Source organism: Syntrophorhabdaceae bacterium (genome assembly GCA_036504895.1).
GTDB lineage: Bacteria > Desulfobacterota > Syntrophorhabdia > Syntrophorhabdales > Syntrophorhabdaceae > PNOM01.
The window spans coordinates 1-21,550 of record DASXUJ010000134.1; the positions used below are offsets into that span (position 1 = coordinate 1).

Consider the following 21,550-nt stretch of genomic DNA (forward strand, 5'->3'; position numbering starts at 1 on the left):
TGCCCCCCATCGAATGGCCGGGGATATGGATGACCTCCCATGACATGCCCCCGATCTCGAGTGTCTCTCCGCCCTGAAGCTTCCGGTCCACCTTAAATGTGAATGCCCCCGGCTTCAGGCCGTACTGCATCTGGCACATGCCCTTAAACTCCGCCATGCCGTACACCGCCTCGTCCTGCCCCTTCTCCAGGAGCTCTCCTTCGAGGGCGTGAACCCACAGCTCCGCGCCGGGAATCTCCTTCTTGATCTCCGTGAAGCAGCCTATGTGGTCCAGGTGGGTATGGGTCATGATGATTCTTTTTATGTGGGAGGGCTCGATTCCAAGCTTCTTGAGCGACTCTATCTTATAGCTTCCCTTTCCCGTAAGCCCCACGTCGATCATGGAAAGATCTTTCGTTGCCGGATCGCCCAATATATAGACATGGGAATCGGGAATAAACTCATCCTGTCCCTGGATGAAGTGGATACCGTCTGTAATCTTTGGCATATATGCTCCTCTCGCTGATTTTATGTTCGCTCCTTTCTTATTGTACGTTTAAAGGCCTGTGAAATCAAGGTCATTAATGGATATCGGCCTCCCTTCCAAGGGCGTGAGAGGGGCCGGGAAGGCCCCCGGCCTCGCCTGCGCCCTTCCCGGCCGTGACGGAAACCAACTCGAAATCACTTGTTGAAGGCTCAAACTACACCTTCCGGCTCGTGTATCCCCGCAAGTACAGGCTAAAGGAGGCCCACAATGTGTATACACTTAATCTTATAGATAAAATGGAAAAGAAACGTTGTTTGTTGTACCAAAAACAATTCATTTTTTTGTTGACAGCCGACCGCGATTGGGGTACCATTATTGTACGATATGTTGAGCAATGCACGGGGTACCGAATCCCTGGAGGCTCGAAAAGGTTCAGAAATCGGAAACCGGCATATCAGGGAGTTGAGTGACTCTTTACATTGAAATTACCTCCATAAGCTTCTCATAATAACCCCCCTTCCCCCTGGGCCTCCCCCAGGGGTTTTTCTTTACAACGACGGGGATTTGATGTATAAAACTACGACAGGAAGGGTATCTATGGACATGTATACAAATGGTGTATTCGGTCTCGTCGCTTCGGCAGGGACCATGGCAAAGGTTATAATAGGGATTCTCTTACTCTTTTCCATTCTCTCCTGGACGATTATGCTCGTAAAAATGCGCCAGTTCGGGAAAACCGAGAGGGAAGGCAAGAGGTTTCTTTCGGCGGCAAAGGAGACGGACTCTTTCAGGAGGCTCCTCGGCATGTACCGGGATAACCCGGATAATCCTTTCTACCGGCTCATGGTGGTGACTTACAAAGAGATCACGGCAAAGCAGAAAGAGAACCCCCGGCTTGAAGCGGAGACGGTGCCCCTCATCGAGAATGTCCTGAGGATCACGATCTCCGAGGAGACGGAGACCCTCGAGCGGCGTCTCTCCTTCCTCGCCACTACCGCCAACACCGCGCCTTTTATCGGGCTTTTCGGCACGGTATGGGGCATTATGGATTCTTTCAGGGAGATAGGAGTGCGGGGGACCACAAGCCTCGCGGTCGTCGCCCCGGGCATCAGCGAAGCCCTTATCGCGACGGCGATCGGCCTTGCCACCGCCATCCCCGCGGTCCTCGCGTATAACTACTTCAACAGCAGGCTCAAGAGGATCGTGGCGAAAATGGAAAATGCTTCCATGTATCTCCTCAATATCCTCGAAAAATGAAGACTTCCCGCGATTCGAAAGGACCCCTTTCAGAGATAAACGTGGTGCCCCTCGTGGACGTCATGCTCGTCCTCCTCATTATCTTCATGATCACTGCGCCCATGATGCAGCATGGCATGAACATCGATATCCCCAAGGTGACGACCAAGCCCATGGCCACCAAGGATGAACCCCAGATATTGAACGTGACAAAAGAGCAGAGGCTTATCCTTAACGAGAAGAAGCTCGAGGTAAAAGACCTGAAGGCCGCCGTGGAGCTTCTCTTCGCGAATAAGAAGGACAAGGAGATATACTTGAGGGCGGACAAGGACGTGCCTTACGGGTTCGTGGTGAAGTGCATGGGCACTATCCGGGAAGCGGGAATCGAGAAGATCAATATCGTGACGAAACCGCTCGAAGAGCAATGAGTGAATCGACCTGGCTGAAATGGTGCATTGTATCCGTCCTTCTGCACCTCGCGGCCTTCATCGTCTTCAGTGTCCAGCTCCCCAAGTCAACGAGAAAGATCAATTTTTCGTCTTATTCGGTGAGTCTCGTAGGGGACATGGGGGGAGGACCGAAGACCACGGGGGACATGGGGGCTGCAAAAGGCGCGCCGGTCCCTCTCAGGGAGCCTGCCAAGCCTGAAAAGAAGGCGGAAGCCAAAAGACCTGCCAAAGAAAAGCTGGTAAAACCCAAACCCGTGAGGCCCGAGAAGAACGAAGTCTCCATCTCGAAAAAGAAGGTCCCCCTCAAAGAGCCCCCGAAACAGGTGAAAAAAGAGAAGACAACCGCTTCAAAGGACGACCTGAAAGACCTCAAGGAACGACTCGACCAGATTAAGAAAAGGACCAGCTACGTCGACATATCGAGAGGCGATGGCGCAGGCTCGCGGGGCGCGGGCACACCGGGGCTGCCTTTTTCAGGGGAGGGAACTGGAAGACCCCTCGATCTGGCCACCCAAAAATATTATATGGACATAAGGGACAAGATCACCGCAGCATGGCGCATGCCCGGCTCGGGTCTCAAGAAGCTGGTAACCGAAGTGACGATCACGATACGCAAGGACGGGAAGCTTGTAGAATGGAATGTGGACAAAGCCTCGGGGAGCAGGGTCTTCGACGAATCGGTGACGCGCGCCCTCAGGGCAGCGGAGCCCTATCCCCCCATACCGCCGTCACTCAGTCTTGACTCGATCGAAATCCCCTTCAGGTTCCGTCCCGAGGATATGTCTTGACCTTCCTGCAAGGCGTCGCACTCGGGGCGCTGCAGGGAATCACCGAGTTCCTTCCCGTCAGCAGCTCTGCCCACCTTATTCTCGTGCCATGGCTTTTCAAAATGCAGGACGGAGAGGTCCAGAAGCTCACCTTTGACGTCTTCCTCCACTTCGGGACCTTGATCGCGATCTTCTGTGTCTACGGCAGGCGGTTTATGGTCATGGTCGTGGAGGGGTTCCTCGATATGGGGAGCGGAAAGTGGAGGACCACCCTGCTCACGAAGATATGCTTCGCGACGATCCCTGCGGCACTCTTCGGTTTTGCGGGAAAATCGTTCATAGAGGCCCACCTGAGAAATCCCGCGGTGACCATCTATGCCCTCGTTGCGGTTTCGCTCCTCATGCTCATTGCCGAGAGGCTTCCTCGAAATAAAAAGGATATCTCCCTTGCCTTCGCCTTCATCGTGGGCCTTGCCCAGGCCTGCGCCCTGGTCCCCGGCGTCTCCCGGAGCGGCATCACCATCGCCATGGCCATGATCCTGGGATTAAAAAGGGAGAAGGCAATCGATTTCTCCTTCCTCCTCGCCATACCCGTCATCCTCGGGGCAACACTCCACGAGGCATTACATTTCCGGTTTGACGCGAGCAATGAGCTGCTCCTCATTTATGGGTCGGGGGCCGCGTCCGCCCTCTTATTCGGGATTATAAGTCTTACTTTTCTGGTGAGGTTTCTCCGCAGCCACTCCCTTGACCTTTTTTCGTACTACAGGATCCTTCTTGCCGTGTTTCTCTTCTTTCTTCTTTACTAGCTTGAGCTTGTGGGCGATATGGGTAAAGAAGTGTATGATCTTGTTCCTGCCGAAATAGAGGAGCACCGTGAGCACGGCACTGCCGATCAGGAGGATGATAAATGCCGTATAATGGGCGTCCTTGACCGCCGTACCCTGAAAGGTAAGTATGATGGTGCCCGGAAGTCTGCCCAGAAGGGCCATCAGGAAGAAATCGAGAAATTTCATGTGGGTGAGCCCCAGGAGGTAACAGAGGGAATCCTTGGGAAAACCCGGTATGAGGAAGAGGATGTAGCTGATGTAGAGCCCCTTGTGGGTCACGAAATCATTGAATTTGTGGATATACGCCTTTTTGACTACCCTCTCCACGATCCTGAGTCCGAAAACGCGGGCAATCATGAAGGCGAGTACCGAGCCCAGGGTGAGCCCTATGGTGGAGAGCACCCCGCCCATCACATTGCCGAAAAGAAATCCTCCCACGAAACCGGTCACCTCTCCGGGTATGGGAGCGAAGACGACCTGGAGCGCCTGGAGCAGGACGAAGACCACCGCGGCGTAATGGCCGAAGGAGGCTATGAAGAGCCGGAGCCTCTTGGGATTGAGAAAATAGCGGTAGAAATCTGCAATATCTCTCCACCCGCCCTCGTGATAGGTATAGAGGATCATCACGATAAGGGCCGTGAGGAAGAGATAGAGGAGGACCCTCAAGAATATGGAGACCCCTTTCGAGCTGACTATGGAATGTTTAAACAATCTTAAATTGTCCTTGTCCCAATGATTTGCGCCGCCGGCACGGAACGGTGACTATCCTATTTTCCGAATCTCCGGCTCCTCTGCTGATAACTCCTGATGGCCCTCAGGAAATCTATCTTCCTGAATACGGGCCAGAAGGCGTCGCAGAAATAGAATTCGCTGTACACACTCTGCCACAGGAGAAAGCCGCTCAAGCGGACCTCGCCGCTCGTCCTGATAATGAGGTCGGGGTCCGGAAGGCCGCAGGTGTAAAGATGGCTTGTAATATCATCTACCGTAATACTTTCCGGCAGTTCGGCGACGGCTAAGGCCCCTTTCGCGACAATGGCCTTTCTCACCGCCTCGACGATCTCTTCCCTCCCTCCATACCCCACCGCAATATTGAGGGACCGGCTGTCATGCCCTTTCGTCTTCTCCTCGCAAGCCCTGATCGCTCCCTTGAGCCCCTCGGGAAGGAGCTCCAGATTACCGAGCACCCTTATCCTGAAGCCGAGGTTCGTGATTATGGGATTGTTCGAGAGCTCGTCTATCTTGCTCTCTATCACTTTGAGAAGACCTTCTATCTCCTCTTTATCTCTTAAGCTGTTATCCGTGGAGAAGACCCAGATGGTAACGACTTTTATATCGAGCTCCACGCACCACTTGAGCACTTCGTCCAGCTTTTTTGCCCCTTCCTTGTGGCCCCAAGTGACGTCGTCGAAACCCATCTCACGGGCATATCTCCTGTTGCCGTCGAGGATGAGGCCTATATGGGTGGGAAGGGGTCCCCTTTTGATCTCCCTTTCGAGGACTTTCCCGTAGGAAAAATATAACAGTTTTTTTAAGGGCACGTTAAAGTATAAAGTATATTCCCGAAAAACTTAAGACTTATTTGGATCCACGGACCGAAAGAAGACGGGTGTTTTGCGCCTTTACAGAATGATCGAGGCCTCCGAATCCCTGCAATGCCGCCCTCTTCGGGGAACCGCGGGAAGACCGCCCCTGTCGGGCTTTCCTAATTGTTGACCGGCCGCTTCACCCGTGACGTCAATGACTTTATGGCATCTTTCAACCCGTCAACCGTAAGCTCGTGCATGGGGAAGATCTTCCTGATGCTGTCGACCGTATAGTGGCCCCAGTAGTTCCTGTGAGTCGGGTTGAGCCAGACGGAATGGGGGAAATGCTCCCTCAGTTTAAGGAGCCATTCGATGCCCGGCGTCTCGTTGGTGGAGAAATAGTCGATGCAGCCGTTCACGTCGAAAAGCTCCGAAAAGGCCATTCTCGCGTCTCCTACGAAGACGAGCTTATATCTCTTGTCGAAGTTGGAGAGGAACTTCTCCGTCGAAATGCGCTTGTAATTGGCGATATCCTCGTAAATATCCTGGTAGACGCAGTTGTGGAAGAAGAAATATTTGAACTCCTTGAAATGCTCCATCTGGGACGCAGCCGAGAAAAGCCTCTCGCAAAGCTCCGTGTAGGGGAGCATGGAGCCGCCCGTATCCATAAGGAGAATGATGCGGACCGAATTCTGCCGGGAGCGGTTGAAGACAAGCTCTATCTCGCCGCCTTCCTTGGCGGTCTTGTCAATGGTCTCCTCGATGTCCAGCTCTTCCTCGGACCCTTCACGCTTCAGCTCGCGCAGCTTTTTCAGGGCCACCTTGGTCTGTCTCACGTCGAGGATGATGTCGTTCCGGTAATTCTTGAACCGTCTCTCTTCCGCGACTTTCGCCGCCGACTGGCTCCACGACTCGCCCCCTACCCTGATGCCGCCGGGATGGGTCCCGTAGGCGCCGAAGGGCGAACGACCGCCGGTGCCGATCCATTTGCCGCCGCCGTCATGCCTCTCCTTCTGCTCGGCGAGCCTCTCCCTGAATTGCCTCATCATCTCTTCCATGTCGTGGGTCTTCTTGAACTCCTCCATCCTCATCTGCATTTCATGGATCTCTTCCATCGTAAGCTTGGGAAGATTGTTGAGGGGGTTCTCGAGCCACTCCATGACCTTGGAGAGGTCCACATCGTCCGTCTTTATGCCGCCGAAATATTCCTGAAAGGCGAGATCGAACTGGTCGTAATAGGCCTCGCTCTTCACGAGAAAGGCGCGGCCCACGTAGTAGAGGTGGTTCAGGCTCGCCTGAAAATGGCCTTCATAGAGGGCCTCGATAAAGGAGACCCACTCGGTCACGGAGACGGGTACACCTTTCCTTCGCAATGTATAATAAAAATCAGTAAACATTAATTATCCGCTCTTCTTAATATCGTCTCTTGAATCCCATTCCGCCCTGGCCCGAAGAGGTCCTCACGAACCGCTCCGTGTCAAGCTCGTTCTTGAGAATGGTGCCGAGGAAAGGTATCTCGGAGGAGATCCTGTCGACGCTTATGCCCCCGATGGCAAGGGCCTTGATCCAGTCGATAAGCTCGCTGGTGGAGGGCTTTTTCCTCAACCCGTCGACTTCGCGGATCCAGTAGAACTTCTTTAAGGCCTCCCTCATGAGCTTCGCCTCGATATCGGGATAGTGGACCTTGACGATCTTCTCCATCATCTCCTGGTCGGGGAATTCGATGTAGTGGAATATGCACCTTCTCAGGAAGGCATCGGGCAGCTCCTTTTCCGAATTGCTCGTAATGATCACCACGGGACGGTGCTTTGCATGGACTTCCTCGTCAAGCTCCGGGATATGGAAGGACATCTCATCGAGCTCGTTCAGGAGGTCGTTCGGGAATTCCACGTCCGCCTTGTCCACTTCATCGATAAGAAGGACCACCTTCTCGTCGGCCTTGAATGCCTGGCCGAGCTTTCCCATTTTGATGTACTGCCTGATGTCGGTGATGTCCTTATCCTTGAACCGCGCATCATTGAGTCTCTGGACCGTATCATAGACGTAAAGGCCGTCTTTCGCCTTGGTCGAGGACTTGACGTTCCAGATGTTGAGCTTCATATTGAGCGCCCGCGAAATACTATGGGCGAGAAGGGTCTTGCCGGTGCCCGGCTCACCTTTGATAACAAGGGGTTTCCCCAATGCGATGGCAACGTTTACGATCTCCATAAGTGGTTTGGATGCGATATAATCTTCGCTCCCCTTATAACCTTGAGCAGTAGTACTCATTCCTTGAGCCTCCTTAGAATAGTGAAAAATATCACTGATATTATAAGGGTTATGGGCCCCTCTTGTCAAATGGGCCGGAGTGCCGAGGGAGCCCGCATGCCGTTCGGGTAGGTGCACAATAATCCTTGCAAAACTCCTTGAATGATAGGAAAATGGCGGGAAGGGAGGGCGAAATGAAAAGATTGATAATATTCGTGCTCTGCATTACGGCCGTTACGGCCTTAACGGCGATGGCCGACGACGCGGCCGGCCGAAAGCAGGCGGCGATGGAGCTCGTTGAAATAATGAATGGCCGGGCCATGAGGGACGAGATGGTCAAAGCGGTCGATGATATGATGGAGAAGCAGTTCGAATTTGCAGCCGCGGATCTGTCGGCTGAAGCTCGTAAAACCATGGAGGCCCTGAAAAAAGAGTACTTTGACTGGCTTTCCGAGAGCCTGTCCTGGGAGCAGATGAGGACGTTGTTCGTCGACGTCTATACGGAGGTATTCACCGAGGAGGAGATGAAGGAGCTCAATGGATTCTACCGGTCCCCCCTGGGCAGGAAAATGCTCGATAAGATGCCCCGACTCATTGAGGCGACCATGCGGAAGAGCCGGGAGATGGTACAGAAAAAGCTTCCCGAGTTCAATGCGAGGCTCGATGCCCTGGTTTCTGACGTGACGGCAAAGTACAGGGTAGGGAAATAGCGATTTCAGACCCCCACAAAAGGCTTGCAACCGAAGCCGTGGAGCGGCAGAATATATACAGGCGGGAAAGGCCGCCACCAAATTGAGGAGGGTATTATGAACATTTTTATCGAATACTGCGGTTCCTGAAACTACCAGCCCCATGCTTCCCGTGTGGAAGCGGAATTGAAATCGAGTTTCCCCGATTCCAAAATCAAGGTTGTCGTAGGCAGCGGCGGCATCTTCGACGTGAAATGCGACGGCAAGCTCGTCTATTCGAAAGCGAAAACAAACAGGTTCCCCCAGGAGGGAGAGGTGACGAAGCTCATAGGGGAGAAGTGAGGAGGAGATCGGCGAGCTCATCGGCTTCTACAAATCTCCCCTGGGCAGAAAACTTCTCGATAAAATGCCCGACCTTATCCGGACGACCATGGAAAAGAGCCCGGAGATGGTAATGAAAAGGCCACCCGAGTTTGAGGCAAGGATGGAGAAGATCCTCTTGGCGACCCCGAAGCGAAGTACAAGACAAAGCCCTCCCCGGTCCAAACCGAGCCCCTTCTCGGCCGCAGATAAATTCGGAGAAAGGCGATAGAGACGGACGGCCCATTGATTAGCCTTGCAACCGGATGAGAATTAGAGGAAAATAACTTGTATACAGAGGCAAGATCCGATGGAGGAGGCTTCATGAGGATAGTTATCGAATACTGCGGCTCCGGAGACTACCGGCCCCATGCTTTCCGTGCCGAAGCGGAACTGAAGGGAGCGTACCCCGATTCAACCATCGTTCGCGTCGAAAGCAGCGGCGAAATCTTCGAGGTAAAGTGCGACGGTATGCTTGTCTATTCGAAGCAGCAGGTCCCGGGAGACCGTTTCCCCATCACCGGGGAGCTCACGAAGCTCCTGGGGAACAAGGAAAGAGCAAGGGAATTGGAAAAGGAGAGGGCGAAGCAAGGGATAGAGGACTGATCCAAAGGGCCATGGCACGCCCAGGGCGTTCTGCCGGGGTATGCCGTGCAATCGAACCCTCTTCGCCTCCGCCGGGCCAGTTGACTCATAATTAAATCTTACCCAAGAGCAGTTGCGGCCAGGCAACATTGACTCATAAAAGATGTTACCCGGGGGCGGGGAGGAAGAATACCTTTTTCAGCTTCGCCTCCATTGCTTTACGTAGCACAAATGGATTGAGTCCTTCAAGCTCTTTAGTAAGTGATTCCTTGACCGTATCGGGGATATGAGGAGACTCCATGATTCTCTGATAAGGGGTCTTGGGAGAATCATGATGCTTTATGGTCTTGGAGCCGATCCTTTCCTTCGATATGAGCTTTACCGAAGGGCAGAAGAAGTTATGAAAGAGCCGCCATTCGGTTCGGTAAAGATCGTTGAGGAGTGGCACCACGCCTATGGTGTCCATCCTTTCATATCCCAGCCATTGCCGTACATGGGTCCAGTTCTTCTGCTCAATATGCGCATTATCGTCCTTATGGTAGGCCCTCGAGCGGGTAAAGGCGACAGGCTTTATTCTCTCTTCGAAGTGTCTCACGAGATGGTAATTGAGAAACTCAGATCCGTTGTCGCAATCGAAACCCAAAAGGGGAAAAGGGAGAAACTGCTCCACATCCTTAATCTGTTCCAGCACGCCCCGTTCCCCCTTGCCCCACACTGCCCGCTGCTCGGTCCAGCCGGTAGCGATGTCAACAAAGTCTATGGTATTCACATATATCCCCGCGGTAGTCTCTCCGCAGTGCGCCACCGTATCCGCCTCCAGAAATCCCGGTCTTGTCTCATCCCACTGGTTCACCTTCACCGGTATGTGCCTCCTCAGAAGCGTTCCCGGTTTCGTGGTCGACCTCCCGTGTGTTCTGTACTTCATGCGGGTGGGTTTTAAGAGCCTGTCGATCGTGGCAGGAGATATACGTTTCAATGCCTTGATAACATCCAGGGGCAGAGGTTCGAAGGACTTTGCATACCCGGGGAGCCACAAAGGGAGGATCACCTTTAAGCGCTTTGAGCAGGGGAGGTTTGCAGCACGCCATATCCGCTTTAAGGCATGGAGAATCTTGTCGTCTCCATAGAGGGGCCTTCTTCCTCTCTTCTTCGGTTTGGGCCTGGTAAATCGCTTAAAGCCCCTCAGAAGCACAATCGCATATTTCCGGTGATAACCCGTTGTGGCGCAGAACTCATCGAGAATGACGGTCTTCTCCTTCATTGAAGCCCTCTTATACCTCTTATGAACGGCTTCGGTGTACTCTCTTTTGGATCGCGGACTCATAGGCAACGCCTCCTTCAAAGGCAGGTATTGGGTAATACCTATTTATGAGTCAACGATCCCTTTCTCTTAACTCCTTGGGTAAGATTTATTGTGAGTCAATTCGCCGGGCTCGTCCGGTTTGCCTTTTTGGCGCCATTCCATTATGATAATGGTCAGTGAAGAAAATACTTCTCCTCCTCCTCGTCGTCATTGCCTGCGGCCTCGCCTATTACAGTTTCTATCCGAATATTTCGAAGCTGAAGAAGGGAAACCCCGGAAAGACGGCCCTCATGGAGATAAGGGAGGCCGAGTGGAAGGCAAAGGGCAAGAAGCTCGTCATCCGGCAGAAGTGGGTACCCCTCTCACGGGTCTCCCCTTTCCTCGTCAAAGCGGTGCTCATAGGCGAAGACGACAAGTTCTGGTCCCACAACGGGTTTGACCTCGATGCCATACAAAAGGCCGTCGAGAAGGACCTGAAGGCGAAAAAGTTCAAGTTCGGGGGGAGCACGATCAGCCAGCAGCTCGTGAAGAACCTCTATCTCTCCCCTTCGAAGAACCCCTTAAGAAAAGGGAAAGAAGCGATCATCACCTGGAGGATGGAGCGGACCCTCACGAAAAAGAGAATACTCGAGCTTTACCTCAATACCGCGGAATGGGGAGACGGGATATTCGGCGCAGAAGCAGCCTCCCAGCGCTATTACGGCAAACCCGCCGCCGCCTTAACCGCAGAGGAAGCCTCGAGGCTCGCCGCCTCCCTGCCGAACCCCAGAAAGTTCAAAGCCGACGGCGACTCCCGATACATAGAGAACCGCAGCAGGATCATCTACCGAATAATGGTAAAAAGAGGCATAGTAATCCCGGAATATGAAGAAGTAATTGGCGCGCCCGCGGAAGAAGCAGTTCAGGCGGAGGAGCAGGAAGGGGACACGCTCTAAGAAGCAGCCTTAACTGCAGTCGTTAGTCGTTAGTCTCTAGTCTCTAGTCTCTAGTAAAAGACCGAAAGGATAGTCGTTGATATATAGTATATGGTATATGGTGAATGCCTTAACGGCAGTCTCTGGTCGTTAGTCGTTAGTGAAAGGCGAAAAGGGCGGGGTCATAAAAGTAGTCTCTGGTCGTTAGAAATAAGCAGAAAATACGATAAATGGCATAATCTGTGGGGGAGTCATGGAGAGGAAGGCCGATCTGCGGCACTCTACTGCGCTCGCGTCCTCAACGTACAGATGTACGCCTCCGGGCGCGTGCTCGTAGCGCACCACATCCAGGCCTTCCTCTCCATTCGTGATCATTGGCAGGTGCAAGTCAGGAGAAACATTCAAAACAAACAGAATTTTTCCGATTTTAGCAGCTGAGTTTTATCATCTACTTGCTTACGAGGAAAACGTCTGAGTGGGCCATAGTCTTTCGCATATCTAGGCGACTAGGAGGAGCCGACGCAGGCGTACTTCTAGGTACGTCAAGGAGAGTGACGACGCGGGCAACGACGAGAGGCGGAAGAGGATGGCCTACTCGCTAGGCGGCCGCGTTTTTGGAACGCTTCCGCTCCAACCCATCCAATATCATTTTCCTCAATCTTATCGACTGAGGCGTAATTTCCACCAGCTCATCATCGTTAATATAGGAGATGCACTCTTCCAACGTCATCTTCACGTGGGGCGTCAGTATGACGGCGTCATCCGAGCCTGAGGCGCGCATGTTGGTCAGTTTTTTGCCTTTTGCCGGGTTCACTATGATATCGGCTTCCCTCGAATGCTCGCCGATGATCTGGCCTGCGTAGACCCTTTCTCCGGGGCCTAAGAAGAGCTTTCCCCTCTCCTGGAGGTTAAAGAGGGCATAGGCCACAGTGGAGCACTCTTCCATGGCGATGAGCACGCCCCTTGTCCTGTTCCTGATCTCGCCGGCGTATTCGTCGAATTTTAAGAATACGTAGTTCATCACGCCCATGCCGCGGGTTTCGGTGAGGAACTCGGAGCGGAAGCCCAGGAGCCCCCTGGTCGGGATTTTATATTTGAGTCTCGCCATGCCGTTTTCCTGGCGCATGTCGATGAGGGTGCCTTTTCTGCCGCCGAGGTTCTCGATTACTCGGCCCATGTAGTTCTCGTCAACGTCCACCGTAAGCTCTTCGTAGGGCTCGAGCCTGGTGCCGTCTTTCTCTTTGAAGATGACCTGGGGCCTGGTGACCTGGAACTCGTAGCCTTCCCGGCGCATCTTCTCGATGAGGATGGAAAGATGGAGCTCTCCCCTGCCCGAGACTTTGAATCCCTGGGCATCCTGGAGGTCTTCCACCACGAGGGCCACGTCCGACAGGGTCTCCTTGAAAAGCCGATCCCTCACGTGCCGGGAGGTGACGTACTTTCCCTCTCTGCCGTAGAAGGGCGAATCATTGGGCACGAAGGTCATGGAGACGGTGGGAGGGTCAACTTCTATGCCCATGAGAGGCATGGGGTTCAGAGGATCGGTCAGGGTCTCGCCGATGGTAATCGACTCCATCCCTGCCACTGCCACGATCTCGCCCACTCCCGCCTCGGCGGTCTCGACCTTGTCGTTCCCTTTGAAGCGATAGATCTTGGTGATCCGCGCCGGCTGGACCGTGGTCTCCCCTGCCCTCGCCACCACCACGTCCTTATCGATGCAGAAGGTGCCTGAGGTGATCTTGCCTATGGCGAGCCTTCCCAGGAAAGGTGAATAGGCGAGCGAGCTTACGAGCATCTGGAGCGAGCCTTCGGGGTCCCCTGTGGGGGCCGGTATGGCGTCTATTATCATGTCGAAGAGCGGTACCATGGTACCGCTCCGCTCGGTGTGTTCGTGAGTCGCGTAGCCGTCTTTCGCCGAGGCGTAAATTACGGAGAAATCAAGGATATGATCGGGCGCCTCGAGCTTTACGAAGAGGTCGAATACCTCGTCCACCACCCACTCGCAGCGGGCAGCGGGCTTATCGATCTTATTGACCACCACGATGATGGGGAGGGCGAGGGCGAGGGCCTTTTTCAGCACGAAATAGGTCTGGGGCATGGGCCCCTCGGCCGCATCGACCAGAAGCAGGGCGCCGTCGGCCATTTTAAGGACGCGCTCTACCTGACCGCCGAAATCGGCGTGGCCCGGGGTGTCAATGATGTTGATCATGTGTTCTTTATAGAAAAAGGAGCCATTCTTGGAGGCGATGGTGATGCCCCGCTCCTTCTCGAGATCCATTGAATCCATGAGCCGCTCTTCCACGACCTGGTTGTTGCGGAAAAGTCCGCTCTGCCGGAATAACTGATCGACAAGGGTTGTCTTGCCGTGGTCGACGTGCGCAATGATCGCAATATTTCTTATTTTTCCCTGCTCCATACTCCCTCTATAATGGCTGACGTTACCGTGTTGATACCGTGGTGCCGGATTGGACATCTATTATACCCCAAAAAGCTCGCTGAATCAATAGGGATTTTCCTCCACTGCCTGCCGCCCTGTCCCGATCCCCGGATGAGGGGAAAAAGTCTTCTGTCGCCCCAATCCCGACCGAAATCATCCATTCCGTCCATAATATATGCCATTCCAGCCTTAAATGTTGTATACTCTTGGTAATACGTCGCCGGAATCGGGCGCGAAATGGAGATAGGATGAGTAACGTTGCAATTTTATGGGACCTTGAGAACGTCAACCCCGGGTCTGATTCACTTTTCCTGGAAGGATTAAACGAATTTGCCGAGGCAAAAGGCCGGGTAGTCACCGCGCGCGCCTACGGTAATTGGGCCAATACATCATTCGCGAAGCTCGCGCCCTCCCTCACGCGAAGATACTTCTATTTAGTCCATATACCTAAAGGCAGAAAAAACAGCTCCGACATGGTGCTCGTGTCGGATACCCTTGAAATAATGCGGATTCACGACCACATCGACTGCTTCATCCTCGTCACGGGTGACAGCGATTTCCGGTTCCTCGTCCTCGAGTTGAGGCGGGCCGGAAAAGTGGTCCACATCGTCTGCAACACCCAGAACGCGTCGGAAGACCTGCTCGCCCTGGCGGACAGCTATGTCGATTACCGGGAGCTCGTGCCCGGCGGCAACGATGAGGAGACGGTAGACAAGCCCGCTCCTGCCGCGGAATCGAAAGGCGGTCAGGCAAAGGCAGCGCCCGCGGCCCCGGCCATGAAGCTCGAAGACTGGTTCATGCTCCTGGCCGAGTCGGCGGACCTCATGCTCAAGAAGAAGGTCAACCCCGGCATAGGCTCGGTCAAGATAAGAATGAAGATGCTGAACGCCAATTTCAACGAGAAGAAGCTCAACTTCGGCCATTGGAGCGAGTTCGTGGCAGCCGCGGTGAAAGCAGGCTATGTGACCATAGAAGGAAGAGGCCCTGAAGCCCTCGTCTATCCCGTACCCGCCATATTCAAGAAAGAAGGCACCCTCCAGCAGGGCTTCAAGACCCTCCTGGAAGTACTCTCAGAGCTCGACAAACACGGCGTCCCCGCCCATCATTCCTACAGAAGCGTTAACTCGAAGCTGATAGAGAAAAAGGTCTATTTCAACCAGCTGGGCTTCGGCCAATTCAAAGAGTTCATCCAGGCAGCAGAGACAAGAGGCTTGGTAGAGTCCCGTGTAGAAGGCCTGAAGCACTCGGTAAAAAAAGCCACTCCCGAGCAGCCCGAAGATGCCGCCCAGGAAAACGGGTAGTACCGGAAAGATAATGATGCAAAGAAAATAAGGATGTCTCAAGAAGGGGGCTTATGGTACATCTTACTCTCGCAGGTCTTGTGCTTTTTTTCACTTTTGTCCCTGTATTGGGCGCCACGGCTGCGGAAGGAGCCGCCGCGGTGGTGAAGACCGTCTCCGGCTCCGCCCAGATCCAGCGACAGGAGAAGGTGATTGCCGCCGTCCCGAAGGAGAAACTTTTCCGGGGCGACACCCTCAAGACCGGGAAAGAGGCTACCCTCGGCATCATCTTCAAGGATGACACGATCCTCACCCTGGGACCGGAGACCACCGTCGTCATCGACGACTTCCTCTTCTCCCCCGCGGAGCAGAAGCTCTCCGTCGCCACGCGGATGCTCCGGGGCACCGTCTCCTATATCTCGGGCATCATCGGCAGGCTCTCTCCCCAATCGGTCAGGTTCGAGACCCCGGTGGCGAGCGTGGGCATCAGGGGCACCAAGTTCCTCGTCCGCATCGAAGAAGAGGAGGCGCCATGAGGCCCCTCCTCTTCATATGCCTCGCCGCCTCCCTCCTTCTTACCGCCTGCGCGTCGCCGGGGAAGAACCAGTTCGTCCTCGTGCCCGGCTCTGACGGGAAGACGGGAAAGATCGAGGTGACAAACCGGGGCGGCTCCCGGACCCTCGATACGGCGAACCAGACGGCGGAGGTGACCGATTCCGTCACCGCGCCCGGATCAGCCCGGACTATGGAGCCTGCCGAGATCGCGCGGATCTTCGGGTCCGTTCTCGCCGCCGAGCCCCTCCCGCCGGCCCGCTTCATCCTCTATTTCGAAACAAACTCCTCCCGGCTCACCGCCGATTCAGGTAAGCTCCTCCCGGAGGTCGTGGCGGCCATCGCGGCGAGGAACTCGGCCGACGTAAGCATCGTGGGCCACTCCGACAGGACCGGCACCCGCGCGAAAAATTACGACCTTTCCCGGGAGAGGGCGCAGCGGGTGAGGGAACTCCTTACCTCCCGGGGCGCCTCCGCCGCGATCCTGGAGGTCGACTCTCACGGACAGGACAATCCCCTCGTCCCCACGGCAGACGGGGTGGCCGAGCCAAGGAACCGGAGGGTCGAGGTAACGGTCCGCTAGGCCTGAAGAGAGGAAGGCCTGCGGTGAATCTCCGCCTTCTCACGCAATCGGTGCTCAGCCGGCCCGGCAACGGGAGGCGCGCGATGGTCCTCGCCACCGCCTGTCTCACTTTCGCCCTTGCCGCGCTCTCCCTCATCCGCCCCGCCTTCATCCAGTTCCTCGACCATCACTTCTACGACGGCCTCGCAAGGAGCGCCCCCGCGGGCCGATCCATAGCGGGGAAGCCACCGCTCATCGTCGATATCGACGAAGCGAGCCTCGCCGAATACGGCCAGTGGCCCTGGCCGAGATACCGCCTCGCCCAACTCCTGGAGAGGCTCCGGGCCATGGGCGCATCCGCCGTGGGCATCGACATCCTCCTCTCCGAGCCCGACCGGACCTCGCCGGTAGTGCTGAGAGAGGCCTTCTCCCGCGACTTCGGAATCGACCTCACCCTTCCCTCCATCCCCCCGAAGCTCGCCGACCACGACCTCCTCCTGGGGGAGGTCCTCCGGTGCGGCCCCTTCGTGACTGCCTTCAAATTCTCCTTTGTCGCCGGGCTCGCTTCCGGAAAAGGGACGCTGCTACCCCACCCCCTGACGGCCGCCGTGGCAGGCCCCGATCCGATTGCCCTAGGGGAGAGCTCCCTCCCCCACGCGAAAAGCGTGGTCTCCTCCCTGCCTGTACTTTCGACAAGCGCCGCCTCGTCGGGCTACATCAATGCCTCGGTCGACCGGGACGGGATTCTCCGGCGCATGCCCCTGGTTACCGAATACGAGGGGAGGCTCTACCCCTGCCTTGCCCTAGCCGCCTTCTCCCTCTCCCGGAATAACCCGCCCACTCTCCTCACCATGGGCCGCGGGGGCGCGGAGAGCCTCCGGGTAGGGACGGCCACCGTGCCCCTCGACCGCCACGGCAGTCTGCTCATCCGCTACCGGGGCCCGGGCAGGACCTTCGAGTACCTCTCTGCAGGGCGGATCCTGAAGGATGAGGACTTCACGGAGAGGGTGAAGGGGAGGATCGTCTTTCTCGGCACCTCGGCCGCGGGCCTGGCCGACATGCGGCCTTCACCCTTCGACTCGCTCTTACCGGGCGTGGAGGTCCATGCCACTGTGGCGGACAACCTCATGAGGGAGGATTTCTTCTCCCACCCCTCCTGGTCCCCCGCAATGGAGCTTCTCCTCCTCCTCGCCACGGGAGGCATCGTGATCTTCCTCTTCACCTGCACGGCCACCCTCTGGAGCCTCGCCTGCCTGCCTGCCATGGCGGCCGCCCTCTGGCTGGGCTCCCTCTTCGCCCTCCATTACGGGGGCGTCTTCATCTCTCCCGTCATGTCCCTCTTCACCCTGGCGTGCGACTTCTCCTCCATCACCCTCTTCAAGTACGGGCGGGAGGCGCGGGAAGCGCGGGCACGGCAGAGGCAACTCACCCTCACTCAGGACTTCACGATCCGCTGCCTCGCGTCGCTCGCCGAATGCTGGGATAGCGAGACGGGCGGCCACATCCTCAGAACCCAACGCTACGTGGACCTCATCTGTCGCCGCCTCGCGGAAAAAGACGGGTACGGCCGCCACCTTGGCCCCGAGACCATCGAGCAGCTCTACAAGTCGTCGCCGCTCCATGACATCGGCAAAGTGGGTGTGCCGGACCATATCCTCCTCAAGCCGGGGAAGCTCACGGAGGAAGAGTTCGAGGAGATGAAGAAACATACCGTCTACGGCCGGGACGCGATCAGGCGGGCCGAGGAGAAGTTCGGCACCGGCACGAGCAGCCATTTCCTCCTCCTCGCCAAGGAGATGGCCTACTCCCGCCACGAGAGGTGGGACGGCACGGGATACCCGGAGCACCTGAGGGGGGAGGAGATCCCCCTCTCCGGGAGGATCATGGCCATCGCCGACGTCTACGACGCCCTCGTGAGCTACCGGGTCTACAAGCCGCCCTTCTCCCACGAGGAGGCGGTCGCCATGATCCTGGGCCTCAAGGGGAGCCTCTTCGACCCGGCCATCGTCGCCGCCTTCCTCGAATCGGAGGAGCAATTCCGGAAGATCGCCGCAGAGCTCTCCGACGACTCGGCCGATTAGCCCCTCCCATCTTCTTTTCCCCCTTGAAATATGGTATACTTAAGCTATGAAAACAGTCTCTACGAATAGGAAGGCGTTTCATGAGTACCACATCGAGGAGAAATTCGAGGCAGGCATCTCGCTTATGGGAACGGAAGTCAAATCCCTGCGGGAAGGCAAGGCCAACCTCGTGGAAAGCTATGCCAAGATCACGAATGGCGAGCTTTTTCTCCTGAACGCCCACATAAGCCCCTATTCGTGCGGAAATTTGTTCAACCACGAGCCGAAGAGGACGCGAAAGCTCCTCGTCCATAAGAGGGAGATCCATCGGCTGGTAGGAAAAATACGGGAGAAGGGATACACGCTCGTGCCTTTGACCATTTACTTCAATGCGAGGAACAAGGCAAAAGTGGAGATCGGTCTCGCAAAAGGCAAGACCCTCTACGACAAGCGTGAATCGATCAAGCGTAAAGACGAGAGACGCATTAATGAAAGAGAAATGAGAATACGATGAAAGGGGGCGATTGGTCTCGACAGGGATGCAAGAGTCAGAGAGGCATGCCGGGTTTTCTGCCGACCCGTAAAAAAGGCGGAACTAAACACAACTGCAGACTCTAACGAGTACGCACTAGCCGCCTAGAGCGGCTACGTCATCCGGACTTTCTTCCTGCTTCAAGTCCGAGTATGGCGTCATTCAAGTAGGATAGTCTTTCCTGAAACCTATAGGGAAAGGCGAAATTAATAGGCATGGGTGGTGTCAAACCTGTCAGTGGGTGTTTCCCCATCCGAGATTAAATCACTGACTACGCATGTAGGCTTTTTGGCTGCTTCTTCTTTGGACGCGGGTTCGATTCCCGCCGCCTCCACCATTTTGGATACGATACGCAGCACACGGAAACCCGCTGGAAACAGCGGGTTTTTTATTTTCCGACGCCGCGCCATGGAATCTCTCTCATAGTCTAGGCAAGGGGAAAAGTGCACAGGCTTTACTGTGAGGGTCGCTTTTTGAGCTTCTTGACTTAATATATTCAAATATATATAATTGGATAAACCCACTGAGGATATCCTGAAGGATATTAGAGCAGAAGATGAAAAAGGAAAAGACGGAAGAAGAGCAGAATCAGCCAAAAAAAGTAGAATGGATAGGAAGTAGCTTAAAAGATATGAAGAAACTTCCCAAGCCCGTCCGTCGAGCATTCGGTACCGCACTCGTAGCGGCTCAATTGGGGGACAAATCGCCTGATGCCAAGCCTCTTAATGGATTTGGCGGGGCAGGCGTATTGGAGGTAATCGAAGATTACCGCACCGATACATACCGAGCGGTCTACACGGTTAAGTTTGCGGGTGTCGTTTACGTGCTGCACGTATTTCAAAAGAAATCGAAGCAGGGGATCAGAACGTCGCGAGGAGATACAGAACTTGTAGAGAAGCGATTAAAAGAAGCGGAAGCTCATTATAGAAGCAGATAATAATCTACCTCACCGCACGCAACGGCGAGATAGACCATGAAAGGGGCATGACATGACAACAAATTATGAGGAAAGCAGTGGCAATGTATTTGCCGATCTTGGATTTCCCAATTCGGAACAAGAACTGGTAAAGGCAAAGTTGACTGTACAAATCTATCAGATCCTCCGGGATAGAGGATTAAAACAAGCCGAAGCCGCAAAGCTTCTGGGCACGACTCAGGCCCAGGTATCCGCGCTTATGCGCTGCCGGCCGGTATCGGTCTCCGTGGGGCGCCTCATGGAATTCCTCACGATATTGGGCCAGGATATCGAGGTTAGGGTCAAGCCGGCGGCCGAGGATGACAAGGGACATATGTCCGTGAATCTGGAGCCGATTCGCAAGGCGGTATAAAGGGTGATCAAGATCAAGCAGTTCGTTACCAATCCGAAAGGGCACAAGATAGCCGTTACCATTGATATAAAAGAGTATGAGAGGTTGAGCAAAATCTTTAAGCTCATCCCTTCTTCTGAGGCATGGCTTTATGAGAACTCGGAAGCCCTGGAAAGCGTCGAGAAAGGATTGCAGGGCGCGGCCCTGGGGAAGGTCTCAAAACTCAATCTAAAAGACCTCTAGGCCTTTCATTCAAGGCCCTCCCCTAAGCTTCCCCAATATTCCATTTTCAAAGAGCAGTGCTTCCGCCGCGGCCATAGAGCGGGCACCTGGGTGCCCGATAATGCCCCTTGCCGGCTAACCCGCACATGTGGTCATGATTCCCCATCGTGCTCAACGAAAGGGGTTTCACGCCCCTTTTCGGCATTTCCCGGCTTGTGCCTCTTGTGACTCACCATGGGGGGGAGGGGGTGTCGGTTAGTTTTCGCGGAATCATTAGGGTTTTACCTCATCAAAGAACTCATCTATGAGTTTGAAGACCTGTTGGACGAACGCCTTATCGAGGGTTTCGCCCCTCGCCTTGATGGACTTTACGAAGACATCCATGGCAACGGCGACCGAGTAATAGACGTCCGGCTCCATCTTCTTATGGACGTCTGCGATCGCTTTCACGACGGCGGTGTAGGCATAGGTGGCCTGGACGTCAATCGCCGTAGGCCCGAGAGTTTCGAAGAACCCCTCATACCGCTTCCTTTGCGCTTCAAGACCGGCGATGAGCTCGGTCTCACCCCTGTTCGCTTCTTTCACTGTCGTCTCCTCTCTCTGTTCTCTTAAGGCACGGCCCTTCCAGCCGCATCGGTCCGCCCATGCCGAGATCGTGGTCCTGTGTATGACAAGCCCCTCTGCCGCAAGCCGCCGCGCCGCCTTCCCGGAGTTATACCCGCATTCCTTCCATGCGAGATATGCCCTTTCACCCGTATCTTCATCAAATTGTACCCGCATGGGAGTACTCCTCCTGTCCCCTTATCGGGGAACCCCGGCGCCGGGTACTATGCAAAGGGACGTCCGACCCGAGCGTCTCGTGAAGACTAACAAAAGGTCCTCCCCTAAGTCTTTGAAAGCAGTTGAAAAAACTCTCTTTAGACGCACGCCCCACCCCGGACGTGCTCCGGCCGGACCAAAAGGGTGGCTTTTTGCCGAAAACCTACGTGCCCCCCCGCAGTTACGGCTATTGAAATACTGAAGGATGTCCCGATCGCTCACGAAACTACATCATGAGAGGGGACGGAAAGTGAAAAAGTAAAGGGCCCCCCTCGATCACCAAGCATGGAGTATAAAGCGGATGCCCTCCTAATCTTGCCGCTACTCCAGAAGTGTTGTAGAATAGACATACTGATTATATAAATGAAGGTGAAATCGATGAATGAAACAAGGCATAGGAAAGAGCC

At 54.9% G+C, this 21,550-nt stretch carries 23 protein-coding genes, 1 other RNA gene and 1 pseudogene; 17 read left to right on the forward strand and 8 right to left on the reverse strand.

The genetic code is table 11. The features are described from left to right. The coding region (locus VGJ94_18855; GenBank protein HEY3278682.1) for an MBL fold metallo-hydrolase at window positions 1-487 on the reverse strand (487 nt) is incomplete at its 3' end. 576 nt (window positions 488-1,063) lie between these two features. Here VGJ94_18855 and VGJ94_18860 point away from each other — a divergent pair. From VGJ94_18860 to VGJ94_18875, 4 genes are read left to right on the forward strand one after another with little or no spacing between them, the layout of a single operon-like run. Beyond that, window positions 1,064-1,723: a MotA/TolQ/ExbB proton channel family protein gene (locus VGJ94_18860; protein ID HEY3278683.1), complete on the forward strand. Its 660-nt coding sequence runs from the start codon at window positions 1,064-1,066 to the stop codon at window positions 1,721-1,723. After that, window positions 1,720-2,130 carry a biopolymer transporter ExbD gene (locus VGJ94_18865; GenBank protein ID HEY3278684.1) on the forward strand — a complete coding sequence of 137 codons (411 nt, stop codon included), beginning with the start codon at window positions 1,720-1,722 and terminating at the stop codon, window positions 2,128-2,130. The genes VGJ94_18860 and VGJ94_18865 overlap by 4 nt, the downstream gene beginning before the upstream one ends. Further along, window positions 2,127-2,939: a TonB family protein gene (locus VGJ94_18870; protein ID HEY3278685.1), complete on the forward strand. Its 813-nt coding sequence runs from the start codon at window positions 2,127-2,129 to the stop codon at window positions 2,937-2,939. Before VGJ94_18865 ends, VGJ94_18870 begins: the two co-directional genes overlap by 4 nt. Next, a complete protein-coding gene (locus tag VGJ94_18875) occupies window positions 2,936-3,727 on the forward strand; it encodes an undecaprenyl-diphosphate phosphatase (protein ID HEY3278686.1) in 792 nt (263 codons plus the stop codon). Before VGJ94_18870 ends, VGJ94_18875 begins: the two co-directional genes overlap by 4 nt. On the opposite strand, the gene VGJ94_18880 is transcribed toward VGJ94_18875, so the two are convergent. From VGJ94_18880 to VGJ94_18895, 4 genes are all read right to left on the reverse strand, one after another. After that, a complete protein-coding gene (locus VGJ94_18880; protein ID HEY3278687.1) occupies window positions 3,611-4,459 on the reverse strand; it encodes a TVP38/TMEM64 family protein in 849 nt (282 codons plus the stop codon). The two genes, VGJ94_18875 and VGJ94_18880, sit on opposite strands and share 117 nt — an antisense overlap. Before the next feature lie 56 nt (window positions 4,460-4,515). Continuing rightward, the gene (gene uppS / locus VGJ94_18885; GenBank protein ID HEY3278688.1) at window positions 4,516-5,289 is read right to left on the reverse strand and encodes a polyprenyl diphosphate synthase; all 774 of its coding nucleotides are present in this window, start codon (window positions 5,287-5,289) and stop codon (window positions 4,516-4,518) included. A gap of 164 nt (window positions 5,290-5,453) precedes the next feature. Further along, window positions 5,454-6,671 carry a VWA domain-containing protein gene (locus VGJ94_18890; GenBank protein HEY3278689.1) on the reverse strand — a complete coding sequence of 406 codons (1,218 nt, stop codon included), beginning with the start codon at window positions 6,669-6,671 and terminating at the stop codon, window positions 5,454-5,456. Window positions 6,672-6,687: 16 nt separating this feature from the next. Then, window positions 6,688-7,542 carry a MoxR family ATPase gene (locus VGJ94_18895; protein HEY3278690.1) on the reverse strand — a complete coding sequence of 285 codons (855 nt, stop codon included), beginning with the start codon at window positions 7,540-7,542 and terminating at the stop codon, window positions 6,688-6,690. A 173-nt stretch (window positions 7,543-7,715) separates the two neighbouring features. On the opposite strand from VGJ94_18895, the gene VGJ94_18900 reads away from it, so the two are divergent. The 3 genes and pseudogenes from VGJ94_18900 (at window position 7,716) to VGJ94_18910 (ending at window position 9,176) form a co-directional block, all read left to right on the forward strand. Continuing rightward, entirely contained in the window at window positions 7,716-8,231 is a 516-nt protein-coding gene (locus tag VGJ94_18900; GenBank protein HEY3278691.1) for a DUF2059 domain-containing protein, read from the forward strand. A gap of 141 nt (window positions 8,232-8,372) precedes the next feature. Continuing rightward, a pseudogene (locus tag VGJ94_18905) lies at window positions 8,373-8,552 on the forward strand (Rdx family protein). A gap of 342 nt (window positions 8,553-8,894) precedes the next feature. Further along, window positions 8,895-9,176 (forward strand): Rdx family protein, encoded by a 282-nt coding sequence (locus tag VGJ94_18910; GenBank protein ID HEY3278692.1) that lies wholly within the window; start codon window positions 8,895-8,897, stop codon window positions 9,174-9,176. A 145-nt stretch (window positions 9,177-9,321) separates the two neighbouring features. Here VGJ94_18910 and VGJ94_18915 read toward each other — a convergent pair whose 3' ends face one another. Beyond that, complete coding sequence (locus tag VGJ94_18915; protein HEY3278693.1) at window positions 9,322-10,416, reverse strand: ISNCY family transposase; 1,095 nt, start codon at window positions 10,414-10,416, stop codon at window positions 9,322-9,324. A 218-nt stretch (window positions 10,417-10,634) separates the two neighbouring features. Between VGJ94_18915 and mtgA the strand changes: the two genes are divergently transcribed. Continuing rightward, the gene (gene mtgA / locus VGJ94_18920) at window positions 10,635-11,393 is read left to right on the forward strand and encodes a monofunctional biosynthetic peptidoglycan transglycosylase (protein HEY3278694.1); all 759 of its coding nucleotides are present in this window, start codon (window positions 10,635-10,637) and stop codon (window positions 11,391-11,393) included. A gap of 577 nt (window positions 11,394-11,970) precedes the next feature. On the opposite strand, the gene typA is transcribed toward mtgA, so the two are convergent. Further along, window positions 11,971-13,788, reverse strand: coding sequence for a translational GTPase TypA (gene typA, locus VGJ94_18925; protein ID HEY3278695.1), 1,818 nt, complete (start codon window positions 13,786-13,788; stop codon window positions 11,971-11,973). A gap of 269 nt (window positions 13,789-14,057) precedes the next feature. Here typA and VGJ94_18930 point away from each other — a divergent pair, with 269 nt between their 5' ends. The 9 genes from VGJ94_18930 to VGJ94_18970 all read left to right on the forward strand — a co-directional run bounded on the left by VGJ94_18930 (window position 14,058) and on the right by VGJ94_18970 (window position 20,345). Next, window positions 14,058-15,110: an NYN domain-containing protein gene (locus tag VGJ94_18930; GenBank protein ID HEY3278696.1), complete on the forward strand. Its 1,053-nt coding sequence runs from the start codon at window positions 14,058-14,060 to the stop codon at window positions 15,108-15,110. Window positions 15,111-15,163: 53 nt separating this feature from the next. After that, complete coding sequence (locus VGJ94_18935) at window positions 15,164-15,625, forward strand: FecR domain-containing protein (protein ID HEY3278697.1); 462 nt, start codon at window positions 15,164-15,166, stop codon at window positions 15,623-15,625. Beyond that, the gene (locus VGJ94_18940; GenBank protein ID HEY3278698.1) at window positions 15,622-16,224 is read left to right on the forward strand and encodes an OmpA family protein; all 603 of its coding nucleotides are present in this window, start codon (window positions 15,622-15,624) and stop codon (window positions 16,222-16,224) included. The genes VGJ94_18935 and VGJ94_18940 overlap by 4 nt, the downstream gene beginning before the upstream one ends. A 23-nt stretch (window positions 16,225-16,247) precedes the next feature. Beyond that, entirely contained in the window at window positions 16,248-18,284 is a 2,037-nt protein-coding gene (locus tag VGJ94_18945; protein HEY3278699.1) for a CHASE2 domain-containing protein, read from the forward strand. Between the two features lie 46 nt (window positions 18,285-18,330). After that, on the forward strand, window positions 18,331-18,777 hold the full coding sequence (smpB, locus tag VGJ94_18950; protein ID HEY3278700.1) for an SsrA-binding protein SmpB: 447 nt from the start codon (window positions 18,331-18,333) through the stop codon (window positions 18,775-18,777). A 2-nt stretch (window positions 18,778-18,779) separates the two neighbouring features. After that, window positions 18,780-19,132, forward strand: a transfer-messenger RNA (tmRNA) gene (gene ssrA / locus VGJ94_18955). 219 nt (window positions 19,133-19,351) lie between these two features. Next, window positions 19,352-19,732: a type II toxin-antitoxin system RelE/ParE family toxin gene (locus VGJ94_18960; GenBank protein HEY3278701.1), complete on the forward strand. Its 381-nt coding sequence runs from the start codon at window positions 19,352-19,354 to the stop codon at window positions 19,730-19,732. A gap of 52 nt (window positions 19,733-19,784) precedes the next feature. Next, entirely contained in the window at window positions 19,785-20,123 is a 339-nt protein-coding gene (locus VGJ94_18965) for a helix-turn-helix transcriptional regulator (protein ID HEY3278702.1), read from the forward strand. A 3-nt stretch (window positions 20,124-20,126) separates the two neighbouring features. After that, window positions 20,127-20,345, forward strand: a complete 219-nt coding sequence (locus tag VGJ94_18970) for a hypothetical protein (protein HEY3278703.1) — start codon at window positions 20,127-20,129, stop codon at window positions 20,343-20,345. A 252-nt stretch (window positions 20,346-20,597) separates the two neighbouring features. On the opposite strand, the gene VGJ94_18975 is transcribed toward VGJ94_18970, so the two are convergent. Next, window positions 20,598-21,104 (reverse strand): hypothetical protein, encoded by a 507-nt coding sequence (locus tag VGJ94_18975; GenBank protein HEY3278704.1) that lies wholly within the window; start codon window positions 21,102-21,104, stop codon window positions 20,598-20,600. Window positions 21,105-21,550 lie beyond the last annotated feature (446 nt).

What these genes read in the sequence shown, in the direction of transcription:
- VGJ94_18860 (HEY3278683.1), top strand. Translation starts at nt 1,064, where the DNA reads ATGGACATGTATACAAATGGTGTATTCGGTCTCGTCGCTTCGGCAGGG.
- VGJ94_18865 (HEY3278684.1), top strand. Translation starts at nt 1,720, where the DNA reads ATGAAGACTTCCCGCGATTCGAAAGGACCCCTTTCAGAGATAAACGTG.
- VGJ94_18870 (HEY3278685.1), top strand. Translation starts at nt 2,127, where the DNA reads ATGAGTGAATCGACCTGGCTGAAATGGTGCATTGTATCCGTCCTTCTG.
- VGJ94_18890 (HEY3278689.1), bottom strand. Translation starts at nt 6,671, where the DNA reads ATGTTTACTGATTTTTATTATACATTGCGAAGGAAAGGTGTACCCGTC.
- VGJ94_18895 (HEY3278690.1), bottom strand. Translation starts at nt 7,542, where the DNA reads ATGAGTACTACTGCTCAAGGTTATAAGGGGAGCGAAGATTATATCGCA.
- VGJ94_18900 (HEY3278691.1), top strand. Translation starts at nt 7,716, where the DNA reads ATGAAAAGATTGATAATATTCGTGCTCTGCATTACGGCCGTTACGGCC.
- VGJ94_18910 (HEY3278692.1), top strand. Translation starts at nt 8,895, where the DNA reads ATGAGGATAGTTATCGAATACTGCGGCTCCGGAGACTACCGGCCCCAT.
- VGJ94_18915 (HEY3278693.1), bottom strand. Translation starts at nt 10,416, where the DNA reads ATGAAGGAGAAGACCGTCATTCTCGATGAGTTCTGCGCCACAACGGGT.
- typA (HEY3278695.1), bottom strand. Translation starts at nt 13,788, where the DNA reads ATGGAGCAGGGAAAAATAAGAAATATTGCGATCATTGCGCACGTCGAC.
- VGJ94_18930 (HEY3278696.1), top strand. Translation starts at nt 14,058, where the DNA reads ATGAGTAACGTTGCAATTTTATGGGACCTTGAGAACGTCAACCCCGGG.
- VGJ94_18935 (HEY3278697.1), top strand. Translation starts at nt 15,164, where the DNA reads ATGGTACATCTTACTCTCGCAGGTCTTGTGCTTTTTTTCACTTTTGTC.
- VGJ94_18940 (HEY3278698.1), top strand. Translation starts at nt 15,622, where the DNA reads ATGAGGCCCCTCCTCTTCATATGCCTCGCCGCCTCCCTCCTTCTTACC.
- smpB (HEY3278700.1), top strand. Translation starts at nt 18,331, where the DNA reads ATGAAAACAGTCTCTACGAATAGGAAGGCGTTTCATGAGTACCACATC.
- VGJ94_18960 (HEY3278701.1), top strand. Translation starts at nt 19,352, where the DNA reads ATGAAAAAGGAAAAGACGGAAGAAGAGCAGAATCAGCCAAAAAAAGTA.
- VGJ94_18965 (HEY3278702.1), top strand. Translation starts at nt 19,785, where the DNA reads ATGACAACAAATTATGAGGAAAGCAGTGGCAATGTATTTGCCGATCTT.
- VGJ94_18975 (HEY3278704.1), bottom strand. Translation starts at nt 21,104, where the DNA reads ATGCGGGTACAATTTGATGAAGATACGGGTGAAAGGGCATATCTCGCA.